Origin of the sequence: Pseudactinotalea suaedae (genome assembly GCF_009733815.1) — a bacterium.
In the GTDB taxonomy this organism is placed as follows: domain Bacteria; phylum Actinomycetota; class Actinomycetes; order Actinomycetales; family Beutenbergiaceae; genus Pseudactinotalea; species Pseudactinotalea suaedae.
Genome location: NZ_WNXY01000002.1, coordinates 408,634 through 434,512, shown reverse-complemented (window position 1 = coordinate 434,512; position 25,879 = coordinate 408,634). Strand labels below are relative to the sequence as shown.

Below are 25,879 nucleotides of genomic sequence, written 5' to 3'. Positions count from 1 at the left end.
GCGCAGCGCTGCCGCTCAGTCGAACGTGTAGTCGACCCGACGGCCGCGCCCGACCGGGACACGGAGCACGTGGCACCGGCGCGCGCCGTCGGCGAAGAACGTCCGCTCGGTCTCCTCGAGCGAGGCCTCGACGGCGGTGCCCCAGTCGATCGTCAGGGTGACGTCGCCGCGGACGACGGTCAGCGAGCTCGCGCTCGCGGTCGTCTCCGAGGTGGCGCCCGACCCGTCGGACCAGCGGACGACGTCGTCGGGCCCGAGCACCAGCGGCACCTGCTCGACGGCGTCCATCGTGGTGCTCATCTCACGGACGACACCGGTGTCGCGCACGAGCGCCTCGCCGGTGACGTTGCCGCCGGTCGTGGTCCAGCGCACCCCGAGGTCGTGCTCGAGCGTGCCGACCTGCTCGGGCGGGACGAGAAGTCCGTCGGCCGAAGGGCCGTCGAAGTAGGTCGCGGTGAGGTCGGAGGCGCCGTCGGTCCCGCCGTTGGGGAGCACGGTCGCCCAGCACGCGGTGTTCGAGCTCTGGGCGCCGTGCACGAAGGTCCCGGCCTGCGGGTGCCAGAGCAGACCCATGCCCGCCCGGACGACGTCGTTGGGGCGCGTACCGAAGAACGCGGCCAGGTACAGGTGCGGTCGTCGCGCGAACAGGTAGTGCTGGTGCTGCGGGTCGGTGCGCAGCTCGGTGAAGCGTGAGCGGCGCACGGCGGGCAGCGTGCGCAGCGCCACGTCGCGCCGACGGCGCGTCGGGTACCGCTCGCCGTAGGGGATGTTCGCGGGGATCCGGGGGTTGGTGTCGCCGGGTTCGAGCGGCGCCACCGGTTCGGGCGCGGCGGCCCAGGCGGTTCGTTGTGCCGCGCGGTCCTCCTGGGCGGGGTAGAAGACGGACAGCCCCGGCACCTGGCGCGTGAACACCGAGCCGAGGTCACGCTGCTGACGATCCAGCGTGACGGCGTCGAGGTAGTCCATCGGGGTGCGCGCGGCACCCGAGGCGAAGCAGATGAGGCCGACGCCGCCGGGCTCGGGAGCCACGGTGTACCGGAGCCAGTCGGCCAGGCGCCGGACGGTCCGCAGCATCACCGGAGAGCCCAGCTCGACCTGCAGCTCGTGGAGCTCGGTCAGGGTGACGTTGAGGTTGTAGGCGATGTCCATGCCGCGCGGCTCGTACAGGAAGCCCGCGGGGCTCTGCGCGTGCTCGAGGAAGTACTGCACGCGGTCGTGCAGCAACCGGCTGAGCTCGGCGTCCGGATCGAGGTGGAGGGCCTTCGCGGCACCTGCCAGGCCCGCTGCGGGCTGGTTGGCGAACTCGAGGACCTCCCCGGTCCAGACGCCGTCGTTGGCGGGGTCCAGGAACCATCGGGTCGCCGCGCGGAGCGAGGCGGAGATCGCGTCGCGCCGCTCGGGCAGCGCATCGGCCGCCCGCAGTCGATCGAGCGTCTTGGACAGGTAGCCGAGCGCGAACGCGGTCGCCGCGCGCGAGTGCTCGTCGGGGGAGTACTCCGGCCACGAGCCGTCGTCGTGCTGCAGTCGCAGGTAGTAGTCGATGGCTGCGTCGAGCCGCGCCACGAGCGCGGGGTCGCCCCGGTAGGGGTTCCAGCTGCGCTCGGCGGTGAGGAACCACGCGAACGTGGCCACGTGCTCGCTGATCCGGGCGTTGAAGGGCTCGCTCGGGGTCCGCCACCAGCCGCCGGCCTGGTAGCCGCGCAGCTCGGTGTCGGAGTCGTCGATGGCGTTGGCCATCGCTGCCAGCGTGACGAGGTAGGGAGCGAAGCGTTGCTCGTGCGGCTCGAACGAGCTCCGGTCCACCTCACGCGCCAGCTCGGGCACGAGTGGCAGCGCGCCGGTGCCGGCAGGCGCCTCGGTGGGTCGTAGCGGTGGAGCGGCAAGCGCCGGCGGAAGCCCCACGAGCAGGCCTGTCGCGGCGGTCAGCCCGGTGGTCAGCAGCGTGCGTCGGGTGGTGATGATGGTCATGGGATCCTCCTCGATCTCCTTGCTCGCTCAGCCCTTGATGCCGCTGGCGAACCCCTTGATGATGTACTTCTGCAGCAGGAAGTAGACGACGAGGATCGGCAGGATGGCGATCCCCATGCCGGCGAAGATGATCTGCCACTGGCTCGCGAACTCGCCCCGGAACGCGAAGATCGCGACCGGCAGCGTCTGCTGCGCGCTGCCGCCCACGTAGAGCAGCGGCGTCAGGAAGTCATTCCAGATGTTGATCGAGCTGAGGATCACCACGGTGCCGGTGATCGGCCGCAGCAGCGGCAGCACGATGCGCCAGAAGCTCGTGAACGGTCCGGCGCCGTCGACCCGCGCGGCCTCCTCGTACTCCCGGGGCAGCGCGCGCAGGAAGCCGGTGTAGAGGAAGATCACGAGCGGGAGCTGGTGACCCACCTCGAAGATGATCAGCGAGGTGTAGGTCTGGAGCAGGTTCGCATCGCGCATCAGCTGGTACAGCGGCACCATCCCGAGCTGGAGCGGGATCATCAGGCCGAGCAGGAACACCAGGTACAGCCCGAGCGAGAGACGCTGCGCACGTCTCGCGAGCAGGTACGCCGCCGTCGACCCGCACACGACCAGACCGGCGACGCTCAGGGCGGTCACGACCGCCGAGTTGATGAGCGCCTGCTCGAGGCCGCCCCGCTGCCAGGCATCCGCGAAGTTCGCCCACGCCGGGTCGGTCGGCAGGGAGAGCGGGGACGCCGCCAGGTCGGCGGGCGTCTTGAGCGCGACCGAGAGGAAGACGTAGAACGGGAACATGAACAGCAGCGCCACCACGATCATGCCGAGCTCGGCGGCGATGCCGGTGGTCAGTCTGCGCGCGCGGGTGCTCCGCACACCGGTGGCCGCGCTCATGAGTCGACCTCGAACCGTCGCAGGCCGCGCAGCTGCACCAGCGCGAACGCGAACACGATCATCGTCAGCACCAGCGCGATCGCGGCGGCGTACCCGTAGCGACCCGAGACGAACGCTTCCTTGTACATGACGACCGACAGCGTCTCGGTGGCATAGCCAGGCCCGCCGCCGGTCATCACGTAGACCTGGTCGAAGAGCTTCAGGCTGCCGATCAGCGTCAGCGACATCGCGATCGTGGTCGCCGGTATCAGCAGCGGGATCGTCACGCGCCGCAGCCGCTGCCATCGGCTCGCGCCGTCGATCTCGGCCGCCTCCAACAGCTCCGCCGGGACCCCCTGCAGCCCGGCGAGGTAGATCACCATCGTCAGTCCGGCGTTCTGCCAGATGATCACCCCGATGACGCTGGCGAGCGCGATCGAGGCGTCGCCCAGCCAGTTCTGCTGCAGCGCGGACAGGCCCACGGCGCCGAGCGCCTCGTTGAGCGGGCCCTGCGGGGTCAGGATGTACTGCCAGAGGAAGCCGACGATGACCGGCGGCAGCAGCGCCGGTGCGAAGAACAGGGTGCGGAGCAGATGCCGGCTGCGCAGGCTCGAGTGCAGAGCGAGCGCGAGCGCGAGCCCCAGCACGGTCTGCAGGACCGTCGTCGAGAGCGCGATGAGCAGCGTGTTCTTCAGCGCCGAGCGTGCCGCGGGCGCCGCCAGCAGCTCCGCGAAGTTGGCGAGCCCGGTGAAGGTCGGTGCGACGCGCCGGCCCGTCCAGTCCGTGAAGGCATACACGCCGCCGGCGACGGTCGGGTAGAGCACCACGAGCCCGTACAGCAGCAGCGCGGGCACCACGAACGCGTACGGGATCCGCGCGACCCGGGCGGCTCCCGAGCGCCCCCGGCGAGGTCGAGGTGGCTCCTCGACCTCCGCCGGTGCCGGCGCCTGCGCGAGGGTCACGGAGTGCCCTTCGCGTACTCCTCGTCCATCTGGCCGAGCAGGTCAGCGGTCTCGATCGTCCCGTCGAGCCACTCCTGCCCCGACTGCAGCATCGTCTGCTGGACGTCACCGTTGGGCCACAGGTAGTTGGCGTACCCGGTGCTGCGGCCCTCGTCCAGCAGCGGCATGATCGGCTCCAGCGCGGTCGACTCGAGACTGACCTCGACGCCGAGCCCGGGCAGCACGCCCATCTCGTTGGCGTACGCCTCGACGTTCTCCGGCTGCGCGAGGAAGTCGAGCAGCGCTCGCGCGCCCTCGGGGTTGGTCGCGTTCGCGTTCACCGCGAGGAAGTCCGGCGCGAGCGGCACGTGCGTGTCGCCCGCGTTCTCGGTCGCGGGCAGGGCGAAGACGCCGAATCCCTCCTCACCTGCCTCGGAGTAGCCGTACAGCTGCGGCAGCCCGGCCGAGACCAGCAGCACCATCGCGGACTCGCCGGTGGCCACCGACTGCATGCCCTGGTCCGGCGGGACGCCCAGCATGCCCTCGGAGAAGTAGCCGGCGTCGTTGAGCTCGGCGATGCGCGCGAACGCCTCGTTCCACTCGGGGCTGTCGGTGAACGTCGTCTCGCCGGACGCCATCTGCGCATCGACGTCGGGGTTGACCGGGTAGACGAGCGTCGAGGCCATCGCGTAGACCCAGAACTGGAAGAAGATGCCGCCCTGGAAGGGGGTCGAGATGGGCGTGACGCCCGCAGCGGCGAGGGCCTCGCACGCCGCGAGGAGCTCCGGCCAGGTGGTGGGCGCCGCCACGCCTGCCTGCTCGAAGACGTCCCGGTTGTACGCCATGACGATCGCGTTGCGGCTGACCGGGAACGCCATCACCTGACCGTCGACCTCGGCGAGGGACTGGGTGTCGGGGGTGAGGTCGCCCGACCAGGACGCGTCGGAGAGGTCGGCGAGCTCACCCTCCTGGCCGAGCACGCCGGCGGCGACCGGGCTCGAGAAGCCGGGGGAGACGCGGATCAGGTCCGGCGCGGTGCCGGAGGTCAGCTGCACCCGCAGCTGCTGGTTGAGCTCGTCGGTGCTCGCCGACGACATGTCGACCGTGAGGCCCGACTCGGCCTCGAACGCCTCGATCAGGGCCCCCAGACCGGCGCTCTGCTCGGTGTTGACGTACGCGGTGACGGTGTCGCCCCCGCTGCCGCTGCCGCCGCCGTCGGTGTCGTCGCCGTCGGAGTTGACGAAGCCGCTGCACGCGGTGAGCGCTCCGGTCGCGCCGGCGGCTGCAGCGGCCAGCAGGACGTGCCGTCGGGTGGGTCGGGTCGGTGCGGGGGTCATGTCGTGCTCCTTCGCGTCGCTGCGGGATCGGGCTGGGGCTGGTTCTGGTCGAGGGGTGGCACGACGACGTCCCCGGGGACGATCGCGCCGTGGGCTCGCATCGCCTCGCGAGCCTCGGGGACCGGGACGTCATGGACGTCACAGGCGCGGCTCACGGCCATCGCAGCCAGCGCACCGGCGGCCTGACCCATCGCCATCGACGAGGCCTGCACCCGGTAGGCGGAGGCAGCCTCCTGGTCGCCGCTGATCGCGCGGCCAGCCACGAGCAGCTGCTGCGTGCCCACCGGGATCATCGCGCCGCGCGGGATCGTCGGCACGGTGCCGTAGCCGAGCGGACGGATGTCGATGCCGTCCCCGTCCGGGCGGTGCACGTCGATCGGGTAGAACGAGTAGGAGAGGGCGTCGGGCCACGCGCGCCCGCTGTTGTAGTCCTCGACCGTGATCCTCTCGTGGCCCTCGATCGACCAGCTCTCACGGATGCCGGTCTCCATCGCGGTCCACGCCAGGCGGATCTGCTCGAGCCCGGGCTGGGCGCGCAGGAAGCGCAGCACGCGCCGCAGCAGCCGGCGCCCGGCGAGCTCGGCTGCGGTCCGGTCGCCGCTCGTCCCGCCCTGCACACCGACCACGTGCGTGGCGTTCTCCCCGTGCGCCCGCAGGAACGAGCGAACCGGCTTGTGCGCGAGATCGGCCGGGAGCAGGTCGCCGCGGCGAACGGCGTCGTCGTGGGCCGCCTGCAGGGCATCGGCGTCGAGCCGCTCGAGGTCGTAACCCTCCAGCCGCATCATGATCGTGCCGGGCTGGCGGCGCGGGCTGGTGCGGCGGGTGTGCCCGGCGAGGGCGACGACGTCGGCGTCGCCGGTGCAGTCGATGAGCACGCCGGCGGTGACCGGGTGCAGCCCCTCCTTGGTCGCGACCGTGAGCCGCCAGCGCCCGCCGTCCCAGCGGGCCTCGCCGATCAGGCTGTGCAGCAGCAGGTCGGCGCCGGACCCCACGACGCTCTCGTCGATGACGCCGGCGAGCACCCCGGGGACCACGGGGACCTGGAGCCGCCAGTGCGGCTGGTCCCAGCGCGAGAAGTCGGGCAACGTGCCGCCGGCCTCCGCCACCGCCTGCGTGACGGCGTCCCAGCCGATGCCCGCGATCACCTGCTGACCCCAGGCGTGGAACAGGCCGGGAAGGGCGACGCCGGCCACGGTTGTCGTTCCTCCGAGGGCACCGTTCTTCTCGACCAGCAGCGTGCGCGCGCCCAGCCGTGCAGCCTGCGCCGCTGCGGGCCAGCCGGCGGGTCCGCCGCCGACCACCACGACGTCGTACCGGTCCCTCATCGCGCCGCCCGATCCGGGTCGGCACCGAGCAGCAGCGAGAGCTCCGCGGCTGCCGCGATCACCTCGTCGCGCAGGGAGCCCGCGTGGGAGGTGGTGTGACGGGTCGAGGGATAGCCGAGGCAGACGGCGGCGATGGTCGCACCGGACTGGTCGTGGACCGGCGCTGCGACACCGCAGACACCTGCTGCCTCTTCCTCCAGGTTGGTGGCGTAGCCCTCGGTGACCACGGCATCCATGGCGGCCATGAGGTCCTCGGGAGCCGGTGGCGTCTCGTCCTGCCACGCCGAGGTGCGCAGCATGCCGAGCCGGTCGGTTCGTGACAGGCCCGCGAACAGGACCTTGCCGGCTGCGGTCTTGTACAGCGGCGACGCCGAGGCGTCGAGGTAGCCGGTCGACGTCGGGTCCACGCGCAGCAGCTGCGGGCTGACGAGCACGGCGAGGTCGACACGCCGGTTGCCCTGCAGGACGGCCAGGTGCACGGTCTCGTTCGTGCGCTCCCAGAGCGCTCGCAGCACGGGTGCGGCGACGGCCGACAGGTCCGCCTGCATGGCGAACCGCCGGTTGAGCTCGAAGAACCGCGAGCCGAGCGTGTAGCTGCTGCCGCTGCCGCTCTGGGCGATCAGCCCGTGCATCACGAGCGACGACAGGATCGTCCGAGCGGTCGACGGCGCGAGCCCTGTGCTCTCGGCCAGCGCGCCGAGCGTCATCCCGTGGGGACCGCCCTCGGCGACGACGTCCAGCAGCGCGATCGCGCGGTCGATCGCCTGGATCGGGGTGCGCGGCACCGCCGGGCGCTGCGCTTCCGGTCCGCTGCGGTCTGCCATCGGGGTTCCCTCTTCGTCGTCGAAGACCGTGCCGTTCGATCTATGCGTTCGACAATGTCGAAGGCGCTTCGATAACACCGACAGTAGCTCGGGTGGCAGCAGCCGTCAACGCGCGCGGGCAGCGCGAGTCCGTCGCTCGGGGGAGGCGGGCCACGGACTGGCGCCGCCGGCCGGGACGTCCGTCGTCGGCGTCGAGGACGTCGACGACGAGGTGCACGACGTCACCGAGAGGGCTCCAGCTCGGGCGCGGCTGAGACCGAGCCCCCCGGCTCGAGGAACGCGCTCCAGGAGCGTCGGTCGGCGGCTCAGCTGTCCTGGACGTCGACGACCAGGCGTGAGGGCTCGGTGAGCACGAAGACCCGGAACACCTCGACCTCGTCCAGACCCAGGAACACGGTGGTGTACCCCTCGAAGGCGCCGTCCACGAACACGTCGTCGATGACCTCGGTGTCGGGGTCGAACTGCTGCGGGCCGTCGTAGTAGCCGGTCATGTCGTCCGGCATCACGTGCGTGGCCGCGACCTGCAGGATCGCGTCACCGTCGAGGGTGATCGGCTCGCCGCTCCCTTCACGGGCGGCCTCCTCGACGTAGCCCACGCGCCAACCCGGCTCGCCCTCGCCCTCGAACTCCAGCACCAGCCGGTCGAACTCGGGGTGCTCGGCGACCCGGACGTCCACCAGCTTGAGCGCGTTCTCGAACGCCTCGTTGCTCTGGTCGGCGGCGTCCGCCGGGAACGGCGGGCCGTCGGCGCCCTCGTCGGACGGGACGTCGGTGCCGTCGGTCGGCGCGTCGCTGGTGGGCTCGTCCGTGGTCGGCTCGTCGGTGGGCTCGGCCGTGGTGGTCGCGTCGCTGGTGGGCTCGGTGGTCGGGTCGTCCCCGCCGTCGTTGCCGCACGCGGCGAGCATGCTGGCGCTGACGGCCAGCGTCAGCAGGGTGGTGATGGTGCCGCGTCGCATGGCGTTCTCCTCGGCTCGGGTTGGCGCCAGCCTAGGCGGCGAGCCTCACCAAGCCCGGGAGAACACGACGAGGCTGTTCGAGGTCAGGTCCTGCGGGAGCTCGTCCCAGACGACCGGGACCGAGCCGATGTGCCGCAGCACCGGTGACACCGCTGCGGTGACGTCGGCGCCCAGCGTGGTCAGCTGCCCCTCGTGCCGGATGTCCGCGACGTCGAGCACGAGATGGCCTCCCGGCCGCAGCAGCGCGCGCACCTGCCTCGCGACATCGGTGAGGCTGTCCAGGTAGGTGCGGTAGTCGCCGTCGTCGGTCTCGTACGCGGTGAGCGGGTTGGCGAGATGGTCGTTCGCCGTCATCCAGGGCGGCGAGGTCAGCACGAGCGCGACCGAGCCGCGCGCGACCGGCAGGGCGCACGCGTCGACCAGGCCGAGCAGGCCGCGCGCGTCGCCCTCGACGACGACCGCGCCCGGCACCCGGGCGCGGATCGTCGCCACCCGCTCGGGCAACAGCTCGACGCCGAGCGGGGTGCGTCCGAGCTCGCGCGCGACCTCGAGGGTGGTGCCGAAGCCGGCGAACGGGTCGAGCACGACGTCACCCGGGAGGCTGAGCGCCTCGATGACGGTGCGAGCGAGCCCGCGCGTGAAGTGGACGTCCTCCTCGGCGTCCGCGTGGCGCTCGCGCGCGAGCTCGGCGGCCGTCGCGTGGACGACCTCGGGCAGGGTCACCGCTGGCTGGCCTCGAGGGCAGCCAGCAGGTCCTCGGCGAGGTCCTCCACGTCCTCGATGCCGACCGAGAGGCGGAGCAGGTCCTCGGGCACCGTGACGGGCTCCGAGGGCAGCCGACGGCGGCGCTCGATCAACGACTCGACGCCGCCGAGGCTGGTGCCGGGGACCCAGAGCTCGACCGCGCCGGCGATCGCCGCGGCCGCGGCTGCGCCCCCGTGGGGCCGGAGCGTGATGATCGATCCGAAGCCGGTCATCTGGGCGGCGGCACGCTCGTGCTGGGGGTGGCTCGCGAGCCCGGGGTGGCGGACCTCGAGCGCGGCGGGGTGCTCCTCGAGGCGCTGGGCCAGGTCGAGAGCGCTCTGCTGGGAGCGCTGCACGCGAAGGGCCAGCGTGCGCAGGCCACGGAGGGCGAGCCAGGCCTCCCACGGTCCGGGCACCGCACCGTGCACGTCGCGGTGGGTCTTGAGCCGCGACCACAGGTCGGGGTCGTCGGTGACGGCGGCACCCATGACGACGTCGGAGTGCCCGGCCAGGTACTTGGTCACCGAGTGCACGACCACGTGGACCCCGAGCGCGAGCGGCTGCTGGCCGAGCGGGGTGGCGAAGGTGTTGTCGGCGATGACCAGACCGCCGCGCTCCCGGGTGGCGCTGACGAGTGCGGGGATGTCCGCGATCTCCAGCATCGGGTTGGTGGGGGACTCGAGCCACAGCGTGGGGGAGTCCGTCACCTCGAGCGCGGCCTGCACCTCGGCGGTGTCGGCGATGTCGACCTCGACGAGCGTGAGATCGCGCTGCTCGGCGTGGGCGCGGGCGGCGACGAGGGCCACGTTGTAGCTGTGCCGCGGCATCACGAGCGTGGTGCCGTTGCGCACGAGCGCGAGCGCCGCGCTGATCGCCGCCATGCCGGAGCCGTAGGCCAGGGCGCGCCGGGTCGAGCCCTCGAGCGCTCCGATCGCGTCCTCGAGCGGCCGCCACGACTCGGTGTCGTAGCGGGCGTACAGGAGGTCCTCGGCGCCGGGGGTGTCGACACCGATGTACGTCGAGGACAGCACGACCGGTGGGTTCACCGGTGCCCCGGTCCGGCGCGGCGGTCGTCCCGCGGCGACCACGAGGGAGTCGGTTCGAAGGTTCGGCTTGCCCGTCACAACACGAGCGTAGGGGAGCGGGATCGGGGCGACCGCCCGGGTAGCCTGTGCGCGATGACCAGGACCAGGGTCGCCGTGGTGTTCGGCGGCAAGAGCTCCGAGCACACGATCAGCTGCGCCACCGCAGCCGGTGTCCTCGCGGCGATCGACCGCGACCGCTACGACGTCGTCCCGATCGGTGTCACGCGTGAGGGCCGGTGGGTGGTGGCGGCCGACGAGGCCGGTCGCTGGGCGATCGAGCCCGGGCGGCTCCCCGAGGTCACGGCCGCCGACGGCGCCGAGGTCACCGTGCCGATGGGCGCCGCGGGCGCACTCACGGTCGTGGAGCCCGGCGGGGTGCCCGAGCAGCTGGCCCAGGTCGACGTCGTCTTCCCGCTCCTGCACGGCCCGTTCGGTGAGGACGGCACCATCCAGGGCATGCTCGAGCTCGCCGGGATCGGCTACGTCGGGTCCGGCGTGCTCGCGTCGGCGGCCGGCATGGACAAGCACTACATGAAGGTCGTGCTCGCGGGCGCCGGCATCCCGATCGGGCCCAGCACCACGATCACGGCGCGGCAGTGGCGCACCGACCGGGAGGCCGCGGTCGCGGCGATCGCCGATCTCGGCCTGCCGGTCTTCGTCAAGCCCGCGCGCGCGGGCTCCTCGATGGGCATCACGCGCGTGGACGACCTCGCCGACCTGCCCGCCGCCGTCGAGGCTGCGCAGCAGCACGACCCCAAGGTGCTCGTCGAGGCCGGCATCGCCGGCCGTGAGATCGAGTGCGCCGTCCTGCAGGGCCGCGGCGACGACCCGCCGCGCACGAGCGGTGTGGGCGAGATCGTGGTCGGCAGCGAGCACGCGTTCTACGACTACGAGGCCAAGTACTTCGACGCCGACCACCTCGACATCCGCGTCCCCGCCGACGTCCCGCCCGACGTCGTGCGCCGCATGCAGCGCCTCGCCGCCGCCACGTTCGAGGCGTTGGGGTGCGAGGGTCTGGGCCGCGTCGACTTCTTCTACACCGACGACGGCGACGTGCTCGTCAACGAGATCAACACGATGCCGGGGTTCACGCCGTTCTCGATGTACCCGATGCTGTGGCAGGCCGAGGGGCTCAGCTACACCGACCTCATCACCGAGCTGATCGAGCTCGCGCGCGAACGTCCGGTCGGGCTGCGCTGAGCCTCACAGGCACGCGCGGTCGCCGTCGCGCGGCAGGTCGGCGACGACGGCGCTCAGCTCGGTCATGATCGTCTGGTCGCCCGCGTACTCGCTCGGGATCCTCACCTCGACGGCGGGCAGCCGCCCGTAGGTCGTGAACGAGCCGTGGTCCTCGTGCTCGATGACGACCCAGTCGACCTCGGTGCCGTCGCCGCTCGCCACGGTGACGCAGCCCTCGACCGTCGGCCCCAGCGGGGTCACGCCGCAGCGCAGCACGATCGCGGGGTCACCCCAGGCGCGGGAGGCCTGGCTGGTGGTCGACCGGCGCTCCTGGCCACCGAGCTCGTCCGGCAGCTCGAGCAACAGCTCGGCGCACACCGGTTCGCTCGCGCTGGGGGCGGGGTCCACACCGACCGGGTTCGCGCACGCGGTGGCGCCGACGAGCGTGCACCCGGTCGCCACCATCACGCCGATCCTTCGCCACGCTCCAGCCACGATCCCAACCTAGGTCACCGTGGCCGGTCGTCGTCACGGCGGCGCATCGTCAGCGGCAGCACCCACAGGGCCAGCACCGCCACGAGGACGCCGATACCGGCCACGACCCCCGCGCCTCGCCCGGCGGTGAAGCTGAAGATCAGGTGGCTCACCCCGATGGCGAGCGTGGCGACGAGGATCGCCGCGGCCATCAGGTAGCGGTTGCCCAGCTGCACCACGCGTGCCTTGCGCAGCTTGCGGAACAGCACCCGGTGCACGACCACCGGAGCGAGGCCGACCGCCGTCGCGAGCGCGGCGAGCGCGACCAGCGCGAGGTACAACGCCCGCTCGTAGGAGTCCAGCGCGTCGAACCGTTCCTGGAAGGCGACCGCGAGCAGGAACCCGCTGATGATCTGCGTGCCGGTCTGCGTGACCCGCAGCTCCTGCAGGATCTCCGACCAGTTGCGGTCGAGCCGTTCGTTCTCGGTCTCGGAGCGGCCGTCGTCGGCCCGCTCGCGGCCGTTCAGCGGTCCCTCGGCATCGCGTTCAGCTCCGTGGCTGCGACGGAGCCACCACCGTCGTCACCACGCAGGGCCCGAGCGATCGCGTCGTCGAGCTCGGTCACCCGGAACCGGTACCCGGAGCCGAGCAAGGCGCTGGGCTCGATGTGCTGGCTGAGCAGCAGCACCTCGTCGGCAGCCGGGCCGAGCGGGATCCGCAGCAGCCACGAGGGCAGCGCGAACAGGTGCGGCCGGTCCATCGCGTGCGCGAGCGCGCGCGAGACGTCCTCGCTGGTGCTCCTGACCGGCGCGACCAGGTTGACCGGACCGCTCACCTCCTCGTGGGTGAGGGCGTGCAGGATGCCGCCGACCTCGTCCTCGAGCGCGATCCAGGGCCACACCTGCGTTCCCGGACCCATCCGGGCGCCCAGCCCCAGCCGCGTGGCGAGCATGAGGGGCGCGAGCGCTCCGCCGTCGGCCAGCACGAGGCCGGTGCGGATCGTCACGACCCGGGTCCGGTCCGACTCGGCTGCCCGCGCCTCCGCCTCCCAGCGCCGGCTCAGGTAGGCGAGGAAGCCCTTGCCCGGACCCGACGTCTCGTCGAGACGCTCGCCGGGCCGGTCGCCGTAGTACCCGACACCCGAGCTGTTGAGCAGGACCGACGGCGGGGAGTCCGACCGGGTGATCGCGCTCGCGAGCGCGCGCGTCGCCTGCACGCGGCTCTGCACGAGCTCACGCCGGTAGCCCTTGGTCCACGGCAGTCGCCCGATCGGCGCTCCGGAGAGGTTCACCACAGCGTCGGCCCAGGTGATCGCCTCGGCCGGCACGTCGCCGCGGCTCGCGTCCCAGCGCCACTCGCGCGGACCCCGGGGTTCGCCGCGCACCAGCAGCCCGGTCTCGTGGCCGGCTCTGCCCGCGGCGTCGCGCAGGGCCGATCCGATCATGCCGGTGCCGCCGCTGACAAGGATGCGCACGCGCCTGACCTCTCTTCGTCGACCGATCCTGCCGTCCCCTACAGTGTCGCAGGTGGGCGGTTCGAGCGAGCGGGTCGCTGATCTCGACGAGACCGAGCTGATCGCCCGGTTCGCCCCGCTGCTCCCGTTCGGCGACAGGACCGAGATCGGACCGGGCGACGACGCGGCCGTGCTGGCGGCGCCGGACGCACGGGTGGTGGTGACCACCGACCTGCTCGTCGAGGGCCACCACTTCCGCCGCGACTGGGGCTCGGCGACCGACGTGGGGCATCGTGCCGCCGCGCAGAACCTCGCGGACGTCGCGGCGATGGGTGCGAGTCCCACGGGGCTGGTGGTCGGGCTCGTGCTGCCACCGCAGACCGAGGTGGCCTGGGTGCTCGGGCTGGCCGAGGGTCTTGCTGCGGGCTGCGGACCGCACGTGGGTGTGGTCGGAGGCGACCTGTCCGCGGGCGAGAGCCTCGTGGTGGCGGTCACCGCGCTCGGTGACCTCGGTGGCCGGCGACCGGTGCTGCGCAGCGGTGCCCGCCCGGGAGACGTGCTGGCGCACTCGGGCCGCCTCGGCTGGGCCGCGGCGGGTCTGGCCGCGCTCGAGGCCGGTCGGGCGGCGGAGCTGGGCAAGGCGGTCGGCGCGTTCCTGCGGCCCGAGCCGCCGCTCGCCGACGGTCCGGCTGCCGCCGACGCCGGTGCCACCGCCCTGCTCGACGTCTCCGACGGCCTGCTCCGGGACGCGGGCCGGCTGGCGCGCGCCTCGGGCGTGGTGCTCGATCTGACGGCAGCCGCGCTGGTGGACGCGACCGTGGCAGCGGCCGCCGCCACCCTCGGGACCGATCCGCTCGCGCTCGCGCTCACCGGCGGCGAGGACCACGGCCTGCTGGCCACCTTCCCGCCCGGATCTGCGCTGCCGGGCGGCTTCCGGGCGATCGGCACCGTGCGGGAGGCCGCCGCCGGTGCGCGCGTCACGGTCGACGGCGCCCCGCCGGACGTCGCCGGTCTCGGCTGGGACCACTTCCGCGCCTGAGCCGGGAAGAACTGGGCGCCCGTCGCGACCATCCGGACCAGGCAACCGGTTGCCGCCCCGACGGGTGACGAATTCGTCCCGGTCGCGCATGGTTGTCGAGTCAACCCGTGCTCGGTTCCCCGCACCGGCACGTCCTCTCTGGCATACCGTGGAGCATGCGTATCGCCGAAGTGATCAGACGCAAGGGCGCGGATGTGGTCACGGTGGCTCCGGACACGGGGGTCGCCGAGCTGGTCGCGCTGCTGGACGAGCACAAGATCGGTGCCCTCGTGGTGTCACCGGACGGTGGCACGACCGTGGTGGGCATCGTGTCCGAGCGTGACGTGGTCCGCCACCTGCATACCGACGGGGCGGGCGTGCTGGAGCGCACGGTCGCCGAGATCATGACCGACGAGGTGCAGACCTGCGCCCCCGAGGACGAGCTCGAGTCGCTCGCCCGCCGGATGACCGACCTGCGGGTGCGGCACCTGCCCGTGCTCGTCGACGGACACCTGCACGCGATCGTCTCGATCGGTGACGTCGTCAAGAACCGGCTCGACGAGCTCCAGGACGAGCGCGACCAGCTGGTCACGTACGTCCAGCAGTAGGGGCTAGGACGGACCCACGTAGCGGATCTCGGGAACCGGGGTGCCGCCGGCGTCGAAGTCGGTGACGGTGCCATCGTGCCGGAACCCGAACCGCTCGTAGAAGGCACGCGCGCGGGCGTTGCCCTCGAGCACCCAGACGGCGACCGGGCGGGGATGCAGGGCGGTGAGCGCCGCCGTCATCAGCGTTGCGCCGGCGCCGGTCCCGATCCTGTCGGGATCGACGTAGATCGCGTAGATCTCGCCCCAGCCCTCGCCGGGGGCGGGCAGGTCCTCGTCGGGGCGGTAGTCGCCGAACCAGCAGTAGCCGGCCACGACCCCGTCGGGAGCCACCGCCACGAACCCGGGCGCACCGGTGCCGGAGGTGAGACGCTCCCGCAGCCGCTCCGCGCGCGGCGCGACCTCCTGGCGCTCGAGCACGGACGCGGGCATGAGGCCCGCGTAGGCGTGCTGCCAGGCGCGGACGTTGATCGTCGCGATCGCGTCGGCATCGGCGGCGGACGGGCGGCGGACCTGCCAGGACATCGAACCTCCGGTGCGGGCACGGGTGGTGGGACGCGAAGAGCCGCCCACCGGGACCGGTGAGCGGCTCGAGGCGACGAGCGGGACGCTCAGATCGCGCGCTGGACCTTGCCGGCCTTGAGGCAGCTGGTGCAGACGCTGAGCTTCTTCTTGGTGCCACCGACCATCGCGCGGACGGTCTGGATGTTCGGGTTCCAGCGGCGCTTGGTCCGCCGGTGGGAGTGCGAGATGCTGTGGCCGAAGCTCGGCGACTTGGCGCACACGTCACACGTAGAGGCCACGGGGTTCTCCTAGCTTGTTCGCCGTCGCGGTGGACAGCAGGATTCGACGTCGGGTCGCCGGGCCACGACCGGCCCTGGGCAACCACGGAAGTCTACACCGAGCCGCAGGGGCGCAGTGACCACGACCGTCGGGCGGGTGCCCGGAACCGCTCACCGGGCTGAGGGCAGGTGCCCGAGCGGGCGCCGGCGGCACCCGATTCGCCAGCCAGGGCTAGTGTCGAGGACATGACACCGACCTGCAAGCCGACGGCGAGCGCCGCTCGATGACCATCCCACGAGGGACATACCGCGTCAGCGACGGCTCGCCCGTGGAGATCCAGGACGCCCTCAACATCTGGGTGCCGCTCGCGCACGAGCGCCTGCTCGGGGTCGCCGAGCAGTATCACGCCGTCACGACGCACAACGAGCTCGCCGCCCGCGTGCAGGGGGTGTCGGGGATCCGCACCCGGATGGCGGTGGCCAAGTGGATCGGGTGGTTGCTCGGCGAGGTGTCCAAGCGCGCCGAGGCCGCGGGCGAGCCGCCGCTCACGTCGTTGTGCGTGCACCACGACGGCACGATGGGCAAGCTGTACCCGCAGTCCCAGAAGGAGCCGGCGCGCGCGCCCGGTACCGACATCGAGATGGTCGCGGCCGAGCACCGGCTGCTCTGCTACCAGCGGTACGCGGTCGATCTGCCCGCCGACGGCGGTACCCCGGCGCTGACGGCGCAGGTGCTGGCGCGCCGCACGCGCAAGCCCCCCAAGCGTGAGGAGCCGGCGCCCGAGCGGTGCCCGATCCACTTCACGACGCTGCCGGCGAGCGGGCAGTGCGACTACTGCGAGATGGCCTGAGCCACCACGGCGGCCGCGGCGTCGGTGGCCGCGGATAGCATCGCTGCGTGGCACGGGTGAGCGGGCACAAGGCGAAGGCCATCGGTGCGCGCTCACCGCTCGGGCGTCGCTTCGGTGAGCGGACCGGCGTCGAGCTGGCCAAGCTCGGTCTGGAGACCGAGGAGGATCTGCTGCGCCACTACCCGCGGCGCTACGTCGAGCGTGGGGCGTGCACGCCGCTCGATGTCGGGACCCCTGGCGAGCCCGTGACCTACATCGCCGAGGTGGTGCACCTCACCAAGCGGTTCGCCCGCGACCGGCGCATGCAGATCATCTCGGTGACGATCTCCGACGGCACGAGCACCCTGCCGCTGACGTTCTTCGCGCGGCAGGCCTACCTCGCGAGCCATCTCGAGCGGCAGCTCAAGGTCGGCACGGTCGCGATGTTCGCCGGCACCCTCAAGCAGGGTCTGCACGGGCAGCGCGAGCTCACCCACCCGGAGGTCGAGCCGCTGGACTCCTGGGACGACGAGGAGACCGCCCGGCGCGAGGCGGGGCGGCCGGTCCCGATCTACGGCGCCACCACCAAGCTGCCGTCCTGGAAGATCCGCGACGCGATCCGCACCGTGCTCGACCCGCTGACCGAGGCGGAGGTCCTCGACCCGGTCCCGGCCGAGATCGTGAGCCGGCGCGGGCTGATGTCCGAGCTCGCCGCGCTCCGTGCGATCCACATGCCCGAGGACAAGCGCGACTCGAGCCGTGCCCGGCACCGGCTCCGCTACGACGAGGCCTTCCTCCTGCAGACGGCGCTCGCACGGCGTCGGGCCGATCTCGCCGCCTTCGACGCCCAGCCGCGCCCGGCGGTCGAGGGTGGTCTCGTCACCGCCTTCGACGCCCAGCTGCCCTTCACGCTCACCGACGGCCAGGTCGCCGTCGCCGGGGAGATCGGCGCCGACCTGGCCGCCGCCGCCCCGATGCAGCGTCTGCTGCAGGGCGAGGTCGGGTCCGGCAAGACGGTCGTCGCGCTGCGCGCGATGCTGCAGGTGGTCGACAACGGCGGGCAGGCAGCGCTGCTGGCCCCCACCGAGGTGCTCGCGCACCAGCACGCCCGCACGATCCGTGCCCTGCTGGGTCCGCTCGGCGAGGCCGGGATGCTCGGCGGCTCGTCCGAGGGCACCCGGGTCGCGCTGCTGACCGGGTCGCTCGGCGCGGCCGCACGCAAGGCCGCGCTGCTGCAGGCCGCATCGGGGGAGGCGGGCATCGTCGTCGGCACCCACGCGCTGCTGGGGGAGCGGGTCCAGTTCGCCGACCTCGGGCTCGTCGTCGTCGACGAGCAGCACCGCTTCGGCGTCGAGCAGCGCGACGCGCTGCGGGCGAAGGGCAAGGTCATGCCTCACCAGCTCTACATGACCGCCACGCCGATCCCGCGCTCGGTCGCGATGACGTTCTTCGGCGATGTCGAGGTGTCCACGTTGCGCGAGATCCCCGCGGGCCGCTCGCCGATCGCGACCCATGTCGTCCCGGCCGGGAACGCGCGGTGGATGGAGCGGGTCTGGTCCAAGGTCGCCGAGGAGATCGACGGCGGCGGGCGGGTCTACGTCGTCGCCCCGCGGATCTCCTCCACGCAGGAGGAGGAGGGGGTCGACGTCGACGCCTCGCTCACCGGTGAGGGCGAGCAGAAGCGGTCACCGGGTGCGACCGAGCTCGTCGACGGCGGCCCCGACAGCACGGCGAACGTCGAGGACGCGGCGGCGTGGCTGCGGCGCTTCAGCGGGCTCGACCCCGCAGCGATCGGCGTCATGCACGGCCGCCTGACCACCGAGGAGAAGGATGCGGCGATGGCCGCCTTCGCCTGGGGCGCGGTGCCGGTGCTCGTCAGCACGACCGTGATCGAGGTCGGCGTCGACGTGCCCGAGGCCACCATGATGGTGGTGCTCGACGCCGACAGGTTCGGCCTGTCCCAGCTGCACCAGCTGCGCGGTCGCGTCGGCCGGGGCAGCAAGCCCGGCACCTGCCTCGTGGTCAGCTGGACCGAGGCCGGGTCCAGCTCTCAGGAACGGCTCACGATCCTGGCGGAGACGCTCGACGGGTTCCGACTGGCGGAGGCCGATCTCGAGCAGCGCCGTGAGGGTGACATCCTGGGGGCCGCGCAGTCCGGTCGTGCCACCTCGCTGCGGCTGCTGCGGGTGATCGCGGACGCCGACATCATCGAGCAGGCACGCGCCGACGCCCGCGAGCTCATCAGCGAGGACCCCAACCTCGCGCACCACCCCGAGCTGCTGATCGCGATCACGCAGCTCGTCGATCCCGACCACGAGGAGTTCTTGGACCGTGTCTGACAAGCGTGACGTGCTGGTCCGCGCCACGGGACTCCTCGTCGGGTACGGCAGCACCGCCGAGTCCGCCGTCTGCCCGCCGATCAAGGTCGCGATCGGGCGCGGCGAGGCGCTCGCCGTCGTCGGCGCCAACGGCACCGGCAAGTCGACGTTCCTGCGCGCGATCGCGGGACTGCTCGAGCCGCTCGGCGGTCATATCGACGTGCTGGGAGAACCGGTCGACGAGCGGTCTCAGCGGTTCCGTGCCGAGGTCGCCACGGTGCTCGACGAGGACTCCTACCTCCCCGCGCTCACCGTGCGTGAGCACCTGCTGCTGACCGCGCGCGGGCACGGCATGACCCAGGTCAGCGATCTCGTCACCGAGGTGGTCGAGGAGTTCGGCCTCACGCCGCGCCAGCACGCGCTGCCGACCGCGCTGTCCTCCGGGCAGCGCCGCAGGCTGCTGCTCGCGTCGGCGTTCGTCCGGCCGCGCACCCTGATGCTGCTCGACGAGCCGGAGCAGCGGCTCGATGCCGGCATGCGCGACAGGCTCGCCGAGCGGCTGGTCGATGAGCGCGTGGCCGCGAAGGGCGGTGTGGTGCTCGCGACCCACGACCCGGTGCTGGTGCGCACCGTCGCCACCAAGGCGCTCATCATCGGTGAGGACCAGGCGCGCGTCGTCAAGCCCGAGCAGGCAGCCGCGGCGATCGAGGCGCTGTGACCGGGCTCGCGGAGGTCACGCCGCTCACCGGCCGAGACCTGCGGCGCCTCACCCGCGCGGCCACCGAGTCCCACGGCGGCGGTGCCATCGGTGACGTCGTCGGCGAGGTCTACACGTTCGTCTTCAGCCTCCTGGTGGCGGCAGCCATGGCGTTCGGTGCCAGCCAGATGCTCAGTGCCAGGCTGCGGTCCTCGACAGCGGACGTGGTGCTCGACCCCGCCTGGCTCGGCATCGCCGCCGGCGTGGTCGCCACCGGGGCCGCCATCAGCCTCGCCGGGCGGCTCGGGCCGGTGGGCCTCGGCGGCGGGCAGGCCGCCTGGCTGCTGCCGACGCCGGTGGACAGGCGTGGGCTGCTGCGTCCGCGGCTGACCGTCGTCACGGTGATCGCGGCCGCGCTCGGTCTCGGGATCGGCGCGCTCGCGGGCACGATGGCGGGAGCGAGCGGCGCGGACATCGGCTTCGCCGCCGCTCTCGGCGGCACGATCGGGCTCACCGCGGTGCTCGCGGTGGCCCGCACGCAGGTGAGCGGCTCGGGGCGGGCCGCGCACCCGGCCGTGGCGATCGGCGAGGGTCTGGTGGTCGCGGCACCGCTGCTCGCGATCGCCCTGGTGCTGCTGCGCCCCGCCGCCCCCGCACCGCTCTCGCCGCAGGTCGCGACCGTGGCGGCGGCCGTGCTCCTGGTCGTTGCCGTGTTCCTGCACGTCTCGACCGAGCGGCACCTCGACGACATCTCGGGCGCACAGATCCGCGCGCGGGGTGCGGTCACCGCCTATGCCGCGGGCGCGGTCACCTCCCTGGACACCCGTGAGCTCGGCCGCGCGCTGAGCATCACCTCCCAGCCCGACGCCCGACGCCGGTCCCGCTCGTTCGGCTGGGTCCGCGGCCCGGTGACCGCGCTGGTCAGCGGTGACGCGCTGGTGACGCTGCGCTCCCGGCGGCACGTGATCGCCGTGCTCGTCTGGGCGGTCGTCCCGATCGTCGTCACGCTCGCGGGCTGGGCGAGCTGGACCACCCTGGTCGGTGTCCTCGTGGCCGGGTACGCCTCCGCCCTGGCGCTCGCCGAGGGTGCCCGCCGCGCCGAGATGGCCCCGGTGCTCGACCGCGCGTTCCCGATCGCCGCCGAGCAGATCCGTCGCATCCGGCTGATCTGGCCGGGGGGCGTGATGCTGCTCTGGACCGTCGTGACCGTCGGCTCCTGGGCCTGGCTGACCGGTCTGGACATCTCCCCGTGGCTGCCGCTGGCCGCCGCAGCCGGCCCGGTGTTCGCCGCCGGCGCCATCCGCGGCGCCTACCGCAAGCCGGCCGACTGGTCCAAGCCGCTGGTCGCCAACCCGATGGGGCCACCGATCCCGCCCGGCCTGTTCGGCATGATCGCGAAGGGGCCGGACATCGTCGTGATCTGCCTCGTCCCGCTGATCCTGGGCATCGTGGCCGTGGCCTCACCCGTGACGCTGCTGCCGTGGCAGCTGGCCGCGACCCTGATCGCGATCGCGATCGGTGTGCACGTACCGAACCCTCAGGGCGCGTTCGCCCAGGCCATGGCCGCCCAGGGCGGGCAGGCGGGCACCAAGCGATGACCAGGATCGTCGGCGGCACCGCGGGCGGTCGGCGGCTCGCCGTGCCGGCCACCGGCACCCGCCCGACCAGCGACCGGGTCCGGGAAGCCCTGTTCTCCCGCCTCGACCACCGAGGCGTGCTCCACGGTGCACAGGTGCTCGACCTGTACGCGGGCTCGGGAGCGCTGGGCCTGGAGGCGATCTCGCGTGGTGCCGCGACCGCCGTGCTCGTGGACTCCTCGCGCACCGCGGTCGCGGTGTGCCGCTCGAACGCGAGCGCGCTCGGGTTCGCGGACCAGGTCACGGTGATCGCTCGCAAGGTCGAGCAGCTCCTCATGGGTCACCCGCCGACCCGCACCTCGACGTTGGTCTTCATCGACCCGCCCTACGAGCTCGGGGTCGACAAGACGCTGCGCCTCCTGACGCGACCCGGTTGGCTGGCTCAGGGCGCCGTCGTCGTGCTCGAGCGGTCCACCCGCGCGGGAGAGCCGAGCTGGCCCGAGGGGCTCACCCTCGAGGACAGCAAGGTCTACGGCGAGACGACGTTGTGGTTCGCCGGCGCCTCCTGATGCGCTGGCCACCGAGAGCATCTAGTTGCACTATCGGCAACTAGATGCCACGATCGCTCGCATGAGCGAGCGGTCCGAGGACGTCGTGGCACCGCAGCAGGCGCGCGACCTGCTCGCGTCCGTCCCGAAGCGGCGTCGACGTGAGATGAGCGCGAGAGACCATCTCTGCGCCGTCGCCACGATCCTGCTCTCCCTCGCGGCGGGTCTCGTGGCGCTCGCCGGGCAGCCGTGGTGGGCGCTGGTCCCGGCGCTGGGAGCGCTGCTGGTCGCGCACACCTGGCTGGACGGGCGCCGATCCCGGCCGAACGAGCCTCGCCTCGGTGCCCACACGATCGCAGTCGCGCTGTTCACCGTGTGGCTGCTGCTGCCGATCTGGCGGGGTGTCACCCGCGGTGACGAGGCGCCGTTCCCCGAGTCCCTCGTGCTGGCCGGCCTGGCACCCGTCGTGTGGCTGGGGTTCTACCTCGTGCTCCTGATCCGCCGCTGAGCATCTCGATGGGCTACCGCGACGTCGACCCCGCGCTGGTCGCACCCAAGCGCTTCGTCACGCTCGCACACCTGAGTCAGGTCGAGCAGGCCGACTACCCGGCGCTGACCGAGTCGACGGGGATGTCGACACCGGACCTGTCGAAGATCCTGCGCGACCTCGAGGAGCGCGGGCTGGTCGAGGTGACCAAGGGGCGCAAGAACCGCTACGGGCAGACGCTGGTCCGGCTGAGCGCCGAGGGGGAGCGGCAGTTCAGGCAGCTGCTCCGGACGCTGAACCAGATCGCCGGCGGGTAGGCCGCGCTCCGACAACTGATCAGGAACGAAGAAGCGCCCCGACGACGACGTTCCTAGGCTCGAACGTGTCAACAGGCACCACGAGAGGGAGCAGGAACGATGAGCGGGTTCAGCAAGACCGAGCGCGACGCGATGAAGCAGCGGGCAGAGGAGCTGCGGGCGACCAAGGGGGTCAAGGGCGCGGCCAAGAAGGCCAAGGAGCTCGAGGCGTGCGTGGCGGCGATCGATGCGCTGTCCGGGTTCGACCGCGAGCTCTCGGAGCGGTTCCACGTCGTGGTCTCGGAGGAGGCGCCGGAGCTGGACCCGAAGACGTTCTACGGGTTCCCCTCCTACGCCCGTGACGGCAAGGTCATCATGTTCGTGCAGCCGTCGTCGAAGTTCGACACCCGCTACCCGACCGTCAACTTCGACGACGGCGCCCACCTCGACGACGGCGTCATGTGGCCCACGTCGTTCGCGGTGCTCGAGTGGACCGAGGACGTCGAGAAGACGCTGCGGACGCTGGTGCGCAAGGCCGTGAGCTGATCAGGGCGACGTCGGCGAGCTCCTGGCTCCATGCCGTCCCGGGCTCCGCGGCCGCCAGCGGCGCCGTCTCGGGAGACGACGATCTCCGTTCGCGGCGGATCGGGCAGAACCCGCGCGACCAGGAGAACGACTGTGCGCCGGAGGTCCACCTTGGCAGCAACCCTTGACAGTCGTCAAGACTTTCTTGGACAGTTGTCCAGATGGATGGCGCAGCTGGTCGGCCCGTCCCAGGACTACCGTGGAGCCTTGTGACCGTTGCGCCGCACCGTACCGACGCCCCGCAGGCGGCGACCGGTCGCGCGGTAGCGCCGGCGCTCGCCAGGCCCGACAAGGTCGCCACCCGTCGGGACGAGCTCGCCCGGGCGGCGCTGCGGACCCTCGCCGAGCGGGGGTACGCCAACACCTCGTTGCGCGAGATCGCGCAGCACTCCGAGTTCTCGCACGGGGTGCTGCACTACTACTTCGCCGACAAGACCGAGCTGATCACGTACTGCGTCAAGCTGTACAAGCAGCGGTGCGTGCGCCGGTACGACGACGTCGGCACGGGCGCGACCGGGCCCGACGACCTGATCGAGCGATTCCTGACCGCCCTGCTGGTCTCGATGCGCGAGGACTCCCACGAGCAGCGGCTCTGGTACGACCTGCGGGTCCAGAGCCTGTTCGAGCCGAGCTTCCGGAGCGAGGTCGCCGGGATCGACGCCGCTCTGCGGGACATGGTGTGGCGGATCCTGGTCCGCTACGGCGAGCTCGCCCAGCGATCCGTGGTGGTCGACGCGGCTACCGCGTACGCGCTCTTCGACGGCGTCTTCTCGCACGCCGTCCAGCGTCACCTCGCGGGCGCGGAGGGTGTCGAGGAGCAGCTGGGCGAGCAGATCCGCCTGCTGATGCCACGACTGCTCGACGGCGCCGGGTCCTGACCGCGTGCGCTCGCGCGCTGGGCGCTGCTGAGCTCCGGGCCCGGCGGGGTCGCCGTCAGCGGTCGGCCGGCAGCGCCCAGGGCGCGCCGAGCTCGCTGAAGAGCTTGTGCTCGGCCGCGGCGCGGCGGCACCAGGCCTCGACGTCGGTGATCACCGGGTGCGCCTCGTCGCCCTCGCCGAGCCAGGTGACGTGGGCCTCGCCCACCTGGACCGGGTCCGGGGCCGTGCGGACCGCCTCGAGCACGCGCATGAACGCGCCGGTCTCCGCGACCGGCGCCAGCAGGGGTACGTCCGGGTCGGCGAGGTGCTCCACGAGGTTGCGCTGCAGGCTGGTCCGCCCGGTGCGCTGCTGGCTCGTCCCCGCGGCCGTGCGCACCTCGAGCACGTCGGCCGTGTAGGCGAGCACGAGCTCGCCCTCGGTGCCCTGCACCGTGATCACCGGGCTGTCCTGGTCGGCCGCGCAGAGCGTCAGCCCGAACGTGGCGGTGGTCCCGGCGGCGGTGACGACGCGCACGCTCGAGGTGTCGTCGGCCTCGATGTCGTGCGCGTGGAACAGCTCCACCTCGACGCTGGCGACATCCTCGGTGCGGACAGCGCCGGCGATCTTCAGCGCGGTCGCGATCGCGTGCGCGAGCGGGTTGGTCACGACGCCGTCGACGACAGGGACGCCGTCGAGGCTCCGCATGCCGGCCCAGCGCGAGCGCTGGTAGTAGGCGAGGGTGCGCAGCCAGGTGCCCACGCCGCCGACCCCGGTCACCTCACCGATCGTGCCCGAGGCGCAGAGCCGCTCGATCTCGGCGAACGCGTGCGACCCGAAGCTCTGGAAGCCGACCTGCACCGCACGGCCGGTGTCCTCTGAGACCGCGACCATCTGCTCGAACTCGGCCAGCGACGCCGCCGTCGGCTTCTCGACGAGCACGTTCGCCCCCGCCCGCATCGCCTGGATCGCGAGCGGGGCGTGGGTGTGGATGGGCGTCGCGAGCACGACGACGTCCGGCACCACGGCCGCCAGCAGCGCGTCGAGATCCGGGTAGCACGGGGTGCCCTCCGGCACGCTCTCGACCCCCTCGGCACCGCGCGGGTCCGCCACGGCGACCAGCTCGGCGACGCCCTCGGCGGCGAGCGTGGCCAGCTCGGCCAGGTGCAGCCGGCCGTACCCGTGCACGCCCAGGACGGCGAAGGTCGGGATCGTGGAGGTGGTCATGACGCGAGCTGCTCCAGGTCGCGGTAGAGGACCTCGGCGGCGGCCGGGTCGAGGTCGGTGTCGACCAGTGCGGCCGCCAGCTGCAGCCGCCGGGTGGTGCCCCGAGCGAACGGAACCGGCTGCTCGCCCCACGCGACCGCCGGCCCGGCGCCGACGTACCCGCCGACGCGCACGAACCAGGGGAGCGGGTGCTCGCCGTCCTGGCGGGGCTGGGCGAGCAGCAGCGTGACCGGGCCGTCGTCGCGGACCTGGGTCAGGGTCAACCAGGGCCCCACGGCGCCCAGGGCGTTCTCCTCGCCGCTCACCACGCCGTCGGCGGTGGCGACGCGGACCGTCGTAGGGGCCTCGGGGCCGACGCGCCAGAACAGGCCGCCGTAGCCGGCGCCGGTGCGGCCGCGGGTCGCCGGGGAACCGAAGGTCAGGTCCCGGTGCGCGGCGCGCAGGTCGCTGCGCCACAGGAGCAGGTTGGCCGGGACCTCGCGCTCGACGCGAGCCAGCCGGATCTCACGGTCCTCGACGACGAGCTCCTCGCCGTCCGGCCCGGTCCAGGAGAGCTGCTGCTGCAGCACGGTGCCGTCCGGACCTGCCATGACGGTCGGCACGGGTCCGTCCTGACGGCCCTGGTTGGGGAGCATCGTGTAGCCCTGGCCCAGAACGAAGGACTTGCCGCCCCAGAAGGTGACGCCGTCGACGTCGGCCACCGCGGCGCTGACGCCGTAGTGGTGGCGGTGGTCGGCCGGGTAGGTCTCGGTGACGGCCACGCCCGCCGGTGTGCGCACCGGGTGCAGATAGGGCCGGGGAGAGAGCTCGGCCGCGAGGTCGGAGCCGTCGTGATAGGTCGCGACATCGCTGTCGGCCACGGTCAGGGTCACCGGGTCATGGGGCACGTCCCGATAGTAACGGTAAT

28 protein-coding genes are annotated in these 25,879 nt (G+C 72.6%); 12 read left to right on the top strand and 16 right to left on the bottom strand.

From position 1 onward, the window contains the following. Window positions 1-15 precede the first annotated feature (15 nt). The 9 genes from GPA04_RS05395 to GPA04_RS05355 all read right to left on the bottom strand — a co-directional run bounded on the left by GPA04_RS05395 (window position 16) and on the right by GPA04_RS05355 (window position 10,080). A complete protein-coding gene (locus GPA04_RS05395) occupies window positions 16-1,968 on the bottom strand; it encodes a hypothetical protein (protein ID WP_156223032.1) in 1,953 nt (650 codons plus the stop codon). Between the two features lie 27 nt (window positions 1,969-1,995). Next, window positions 1,996-2,850, bottom strand: a complete 855-nt coding sequence (locus GPA04_RS05390) for a carbohydrate ABC transporter permease (RefSeq protein WP_156223031.1) — start codon at window positions 2,848-2,850, stop codon at window positions 1,996-1,998. Next, window positions 2,847-3,791, bottom strand: coding sequence for a carbohydrate ABC transporter permease (locus GPA04_RS05385; RefSeq protein WP_156223030.1), 945 nt, complete (start codon window positions 3,789-3,791; stop codon window positions 2,847-2,849). The genes GPA04_RS05390 and GPA04_RS05385 overlap by 4 nt, the downstream gene beginning before the upstream one ends. Beyond that, window positions 3,788-5,107 carry an ABC transporter substrate-binding protein gene (locus tag GPA04_RS05380; RefSeq protein ID WP_156223029.1) on the bottom strand — a complete coding sequence of 440 codons (1,320 nt, stop codon included), beginning with the start codon at window positions 5,105-5,107 and terminating at the stop codon, window positions 3,788-3,790. The genes GPA04_RS05385 and GPA04_RS05380 overlap by 4 nt, the downstream gene beginning before the upstream one ends. Beyond that, window positions 5,104-6,432, bottom strand: a complete 1,329-nt coding sequence (locus GPA04_RS05375) for an FAD-dependent oxidoreductase (RefSeq protein WP_156223028.1) — start codon at window positions 6,430-6,432, stop codon at window positions 5,104-5,106. Before GPA04_RS05375 ends, GPA04_RS05380 begins: the two co-directional genes overlap by 4 nt. After that, the gene (locus GPA04_RS05370; RefSeq protein WP_156223027.1) at window positions 6,429-7,256 is read right to left on the bottom strand and encodes an IclR family transcriptional regulator; all 828 of its coding nucleotides are present in this window, start codon (window positions 7,254-7,256) and stop codon (window positions 6,429-6,431) included. Before GPA04_RS05370 ends, GPA04_RS05375 begins: the two co-directional genes overlap by 4 nt. 305 nt (window positions 7,257-7,561) lie before the next feature. After that, a complete protein-coding gene (locus tag GPA04_RS05365; RefSeq protein WP_156223026.1) occupies window positions 7,562-8,212 on the bottom strand; it encodes an AMIN-like domain-containing (lipo)protein in 651 nt (216 codons plus the stop codon). Window positions 8,213-8,257: 45 nt separating this feature from the next. Then, window positions 8,258-8,935, bottom strand: a complete 678-nt coding sequence (locus GPA04_RS05360) for a DNA methyltransferase (protein WP_156223025.1) — start codon at window positions 8,933-8,935, stop codon at window positions 8,258-8,260. Further along, window positions 8,932-10,080 (bottom strand): trans-sulfuration enzyme family protein, encoded by a 1,149-nt coding sequence (locus GPA04_RS05355; protein WP_156223024.1) that lies wholly within the window; start codon window positions 10,078-10,080, stop codon window positions 8,932-8,934. The genes GPA04_RS05360 and GPA04_RS05355 overlap by 4 nt, the downstream gene beginning before the upstream one ends. Window positions 10,081-10,134: 54 nt before the next feature. Between GPA04_RS05355 and GPA04_RS05350 the strand changes: the two genes are divergently transcribed. Continuing rightward, the gene (locus GPA04_RS05350) at window positions 10,135-11,241 is read left to right on the top strand and encodes a D-alanine--D-alanine ligase family protein (protein WP_156223023.1); all 1,107 of its coding nucleotides are present in this window, start codon (window positions 10,135-10,137) and stop codon (window positions 11,239-11,241) included. 3 nt (window positions 11,242-11,244) lie between these two features. Here GPA04_RS05350 and GPA04_RS05345 read toward each other — a convergent pair whose 3' ends face one another. The 3 genes from GPA04_RS05345 to GPA04_RS05335 are packed head-to-tail and all read right to left on the bottom strand — an operon-like array spanning window position 11,245 to window position 13,168. Then, window positions 11,245-11,715 carry a DUF3515 family protein gene (locus tag GPA04_RS05345; RefSeq protein ID WP_241680623.1) on the bottom strand — a complete coding sequence of 157 codons (471 nt, stop codon included), beginning with the start codon at window positions 11,713-11,715 and terminating at the stop codon, window positions 11,245-11,247. 14 nt (window positions 11,716-11,729) lie between these two features. Next, on the bottom strand, window positions 11,730-12,221 hold the full coding sequence (locus GPA04_RS05340; protein WP_156223022.1) for a DUF6328 family protein: 492 nt from the start codon (window positions 12,219-12,221) through the stop codon (window positions 11,730-11,732). Continuing rightward, entirely contained in the window at window positions 12,218-13,168 is a 951-nt protein-coding gene (locus tag GPA04_RS05335) for a TIGR01777 family oxidoreductase (RefSeq protein ID WP_156223021.1), read from the bottom strand. Before GPA04_RS05335 ends, GPA04_RS05340 begins: the two co-directional genes overlap by 4 nt. A gap of 52 nt (window positions 13,169-13,220) precedes the next feature. Here GPA04_RS05335 and GPA04_RS05330 point away from each other — a divergent pair, with 52 nt between their 5' ends. Together GPA04_RS05330 and GPA04_RS05325 are read left to right on the top strand one after the other, a co-directional pair. After that, window positions 13,221-14,186 carry a thiamine-phosphate kinase gene (locus GPA04_RS05330; protein WP_241680622.1) on the top strand — a complete coding sequence of 322 codons (966 nt, stop codon included), beginning with the start codon at window positions 13,221-13,223 and terminating at the stop codon, window positions 14,184-14,186. A gap of 155 nt (window positions 14,187-14,341) precedes the next feature. Continuing rightward, entirely contained in the window at window positions 14,342-14,773 is a 432-nt protein-coding gene (locus tag GPA04_RS05325) for a CBS domain-containing protein (protein WP_156223019.1), read from the top strand. A 3-nt stretch (window positions 14,774-14,776) separates the two neighbouring features. On the opposite strand, the gene GPA04_RS05320 is transcribed toward GPA04_RS05325, so the two are convergent. Both GPA04_RS05320 and rpmB read right to left on the bottom strand, forming a co-directional pair. Then, window positions 14,777-15,295, bottom strand: coding sequence for a GNAT family N-acetyltransferase (locus GPA04_RS05320; RefSeq protein WP_156223018.1), 519 nt, complete (start codon window positions 15,293-15,295; stop codon window positions 14,777-14,779). 86 nt (window positions 15,296-15,381) lie between these two features. After that, entirely contained in the window at window positions 15,382-15,573 is a 192-nt protein-coding gene (gene rpmB / locus GPA04_RS05315) for a 50S ribosomal protein L28 (RefSeq protein WP_156223017.1), read from the bottom strand. A 263-nt stretch (window positions 15,574-15,836) separates the two neighbouring features. Between rpmB and GPA04_RS05310 the strand changes: the two genes are divergently transcribed. The 9 genes from GPA04_RS05310 (at window position 15,837) to GPA04_RS05270 (ending at window position 23,768) form a co-directional block, all read left to right on the top strand. Beyond that, the gene (locus GPA04_RS05310; protein ID WP_156223016.1) at window positions 15,837-16,403 is read left to right on the top strand and encodes a hypothetical protein; all 567 of its coding nucleotides are present in this window, start codon (window positions 15,837-15,839) and stop codon (window positions 16,401-16,403) included. Between the two features lie 47 nt (window positions 16,404-16,450). Then, window positions 16,451-18,721: an ATP-dependent DNA helicase RecG gene (locus GPA04_RS05305; protein ID WP_241680621.1), complete on the top strand. Its 2,271-nt coding sequence runs from the start codon at window positions 16,451-16,453 to the stop codon at window positions 18,719-18,721. Then, window positions 18,714-19,418, top strand: coding sequence for an ABC transporter ATP-binding protein (locus GPA04_RS05300; RefSeq protein ID WP_156223015.1), 705 nt, complete (start codon window positions 18,714-18,716; stop codon window positions 19,416-19,418). Before GPA04_RS05305 ends, GPA04_RS05300 begins: the two co-directional genes overlap by 8 nt. Further along, window positions 19,415-20,995 carry a DUF6297 family protein gene (locus GPA04_RS05295; protein WP_156223014.1) on the top strand — a complete coding sequence of 527 codons (1,581 nt, stop codon included), beginning with the start codon at window positions 19,415-19,417 and terminating at the stop codon, window positions 20,993-20,995. The genes GPA04_RS05300 and GPA04_RS05295 overlap by 4 nt, the downstream gene beginning before the upstream one ends. After that, a complete protein-coding gene (gene rsmD / locus GPA04_RS05290) occupies window positions 20,992-21,543 on the top strand; it encodes a 16S rRNA (guanine(966)-N(2))-methyltransferase RsmD (protein ID WP_156223013.1) in 552 nt (183 codons plus the stop codon). Before GPA04_RS05295 ends, rsmD begins: the two co-directional genes overlap by 4 nt. Before the next feature lie 61 nt (window positions 21,544-21,604). Further along, window positions 21,605-22,030 carry a hypothetical protein gene (locus GPA04_RS05285; RefSeq protein WP_156223012.1) on the top strand — a complete coding sequence of 142 codons (426 nt, stop codon included), beginning with the start codon at window positions 21,605-21,607 and terminating at the stop codon, window positions 22,028-22,030. A gap of 8 nt (window positions 22,031-22,038) precedes the next feature. Further along, complete coding sequence (locus GPA04_RS05280; RefSeq protein ID WP_156223011.1) at window positions 22,039-22,326, top strand: transcriptional regulator; 288 nt, start codon at window positions 22,039-22,041, stop codon at window positions 22,324-22,326. Window positions 22,327-22,425: 99 nt separating this feature from the next. Beyond that, window positions 22,426-22,851 (top strand): hypothetical protein, encoded by a 426-nt coding sequence (locus tag GPA04_RS05275; RefSeq protein WP_156223010.1) that lies wholly within the window; start codon window positions 22,426-22,428, stop codon window positions 22,849-22,851. Between the two features lie 248 nt (window positions 22,852-23,099). Then, on the top strand, window positions 23,100-23,768 hold the full coding sequence (locus GPA04_RS05270) for a TetR/AcrR family transcriptional regulator (RefSeq protein ID WP_241680620.1): 669 nt from the start codon (window positions 23,100-23,102) through the stop codon (window positions 23,766-23,768). Window positions 23,769-23,823: 55 nt separating this feature from the next. Here the strand turns inward: GPA04_RS05270 and GPA04_RS05265 are convergent, their stop codons facing one another. Beyond that, window positions 23,824-24,972 carry a Gfo/Idh/MocA family protein gene (locus GPA04_RS05265; protein WP_156223008.1) on the bottom strand — a complete coding sequence of 383 codons (1,149 nt, stop codon included), beginning with the start codon at window positions 24,970-24,972 and terminating at the stop codon, window positions 23,824-23,826. Next, window positions 24,969-25,859 (bottom strand): DUF6807 domain-containing protein, encoded by an 891-nt coding sequence (locus GPA04_RS05260; RefSeq protein ID WP_162458523.1) that lies wholly within the window; start codon window positions 25,857-25,859, stop codon window positions 24,969-24,971. The genes GPA04_RS05265 and GPA04_RS05260 overlap by 4 nt, the downstream gene beginning before the upstream one ends. Between the last annotated feature and the right edge of the window lie 20 nt (window positions 25,860-25,879).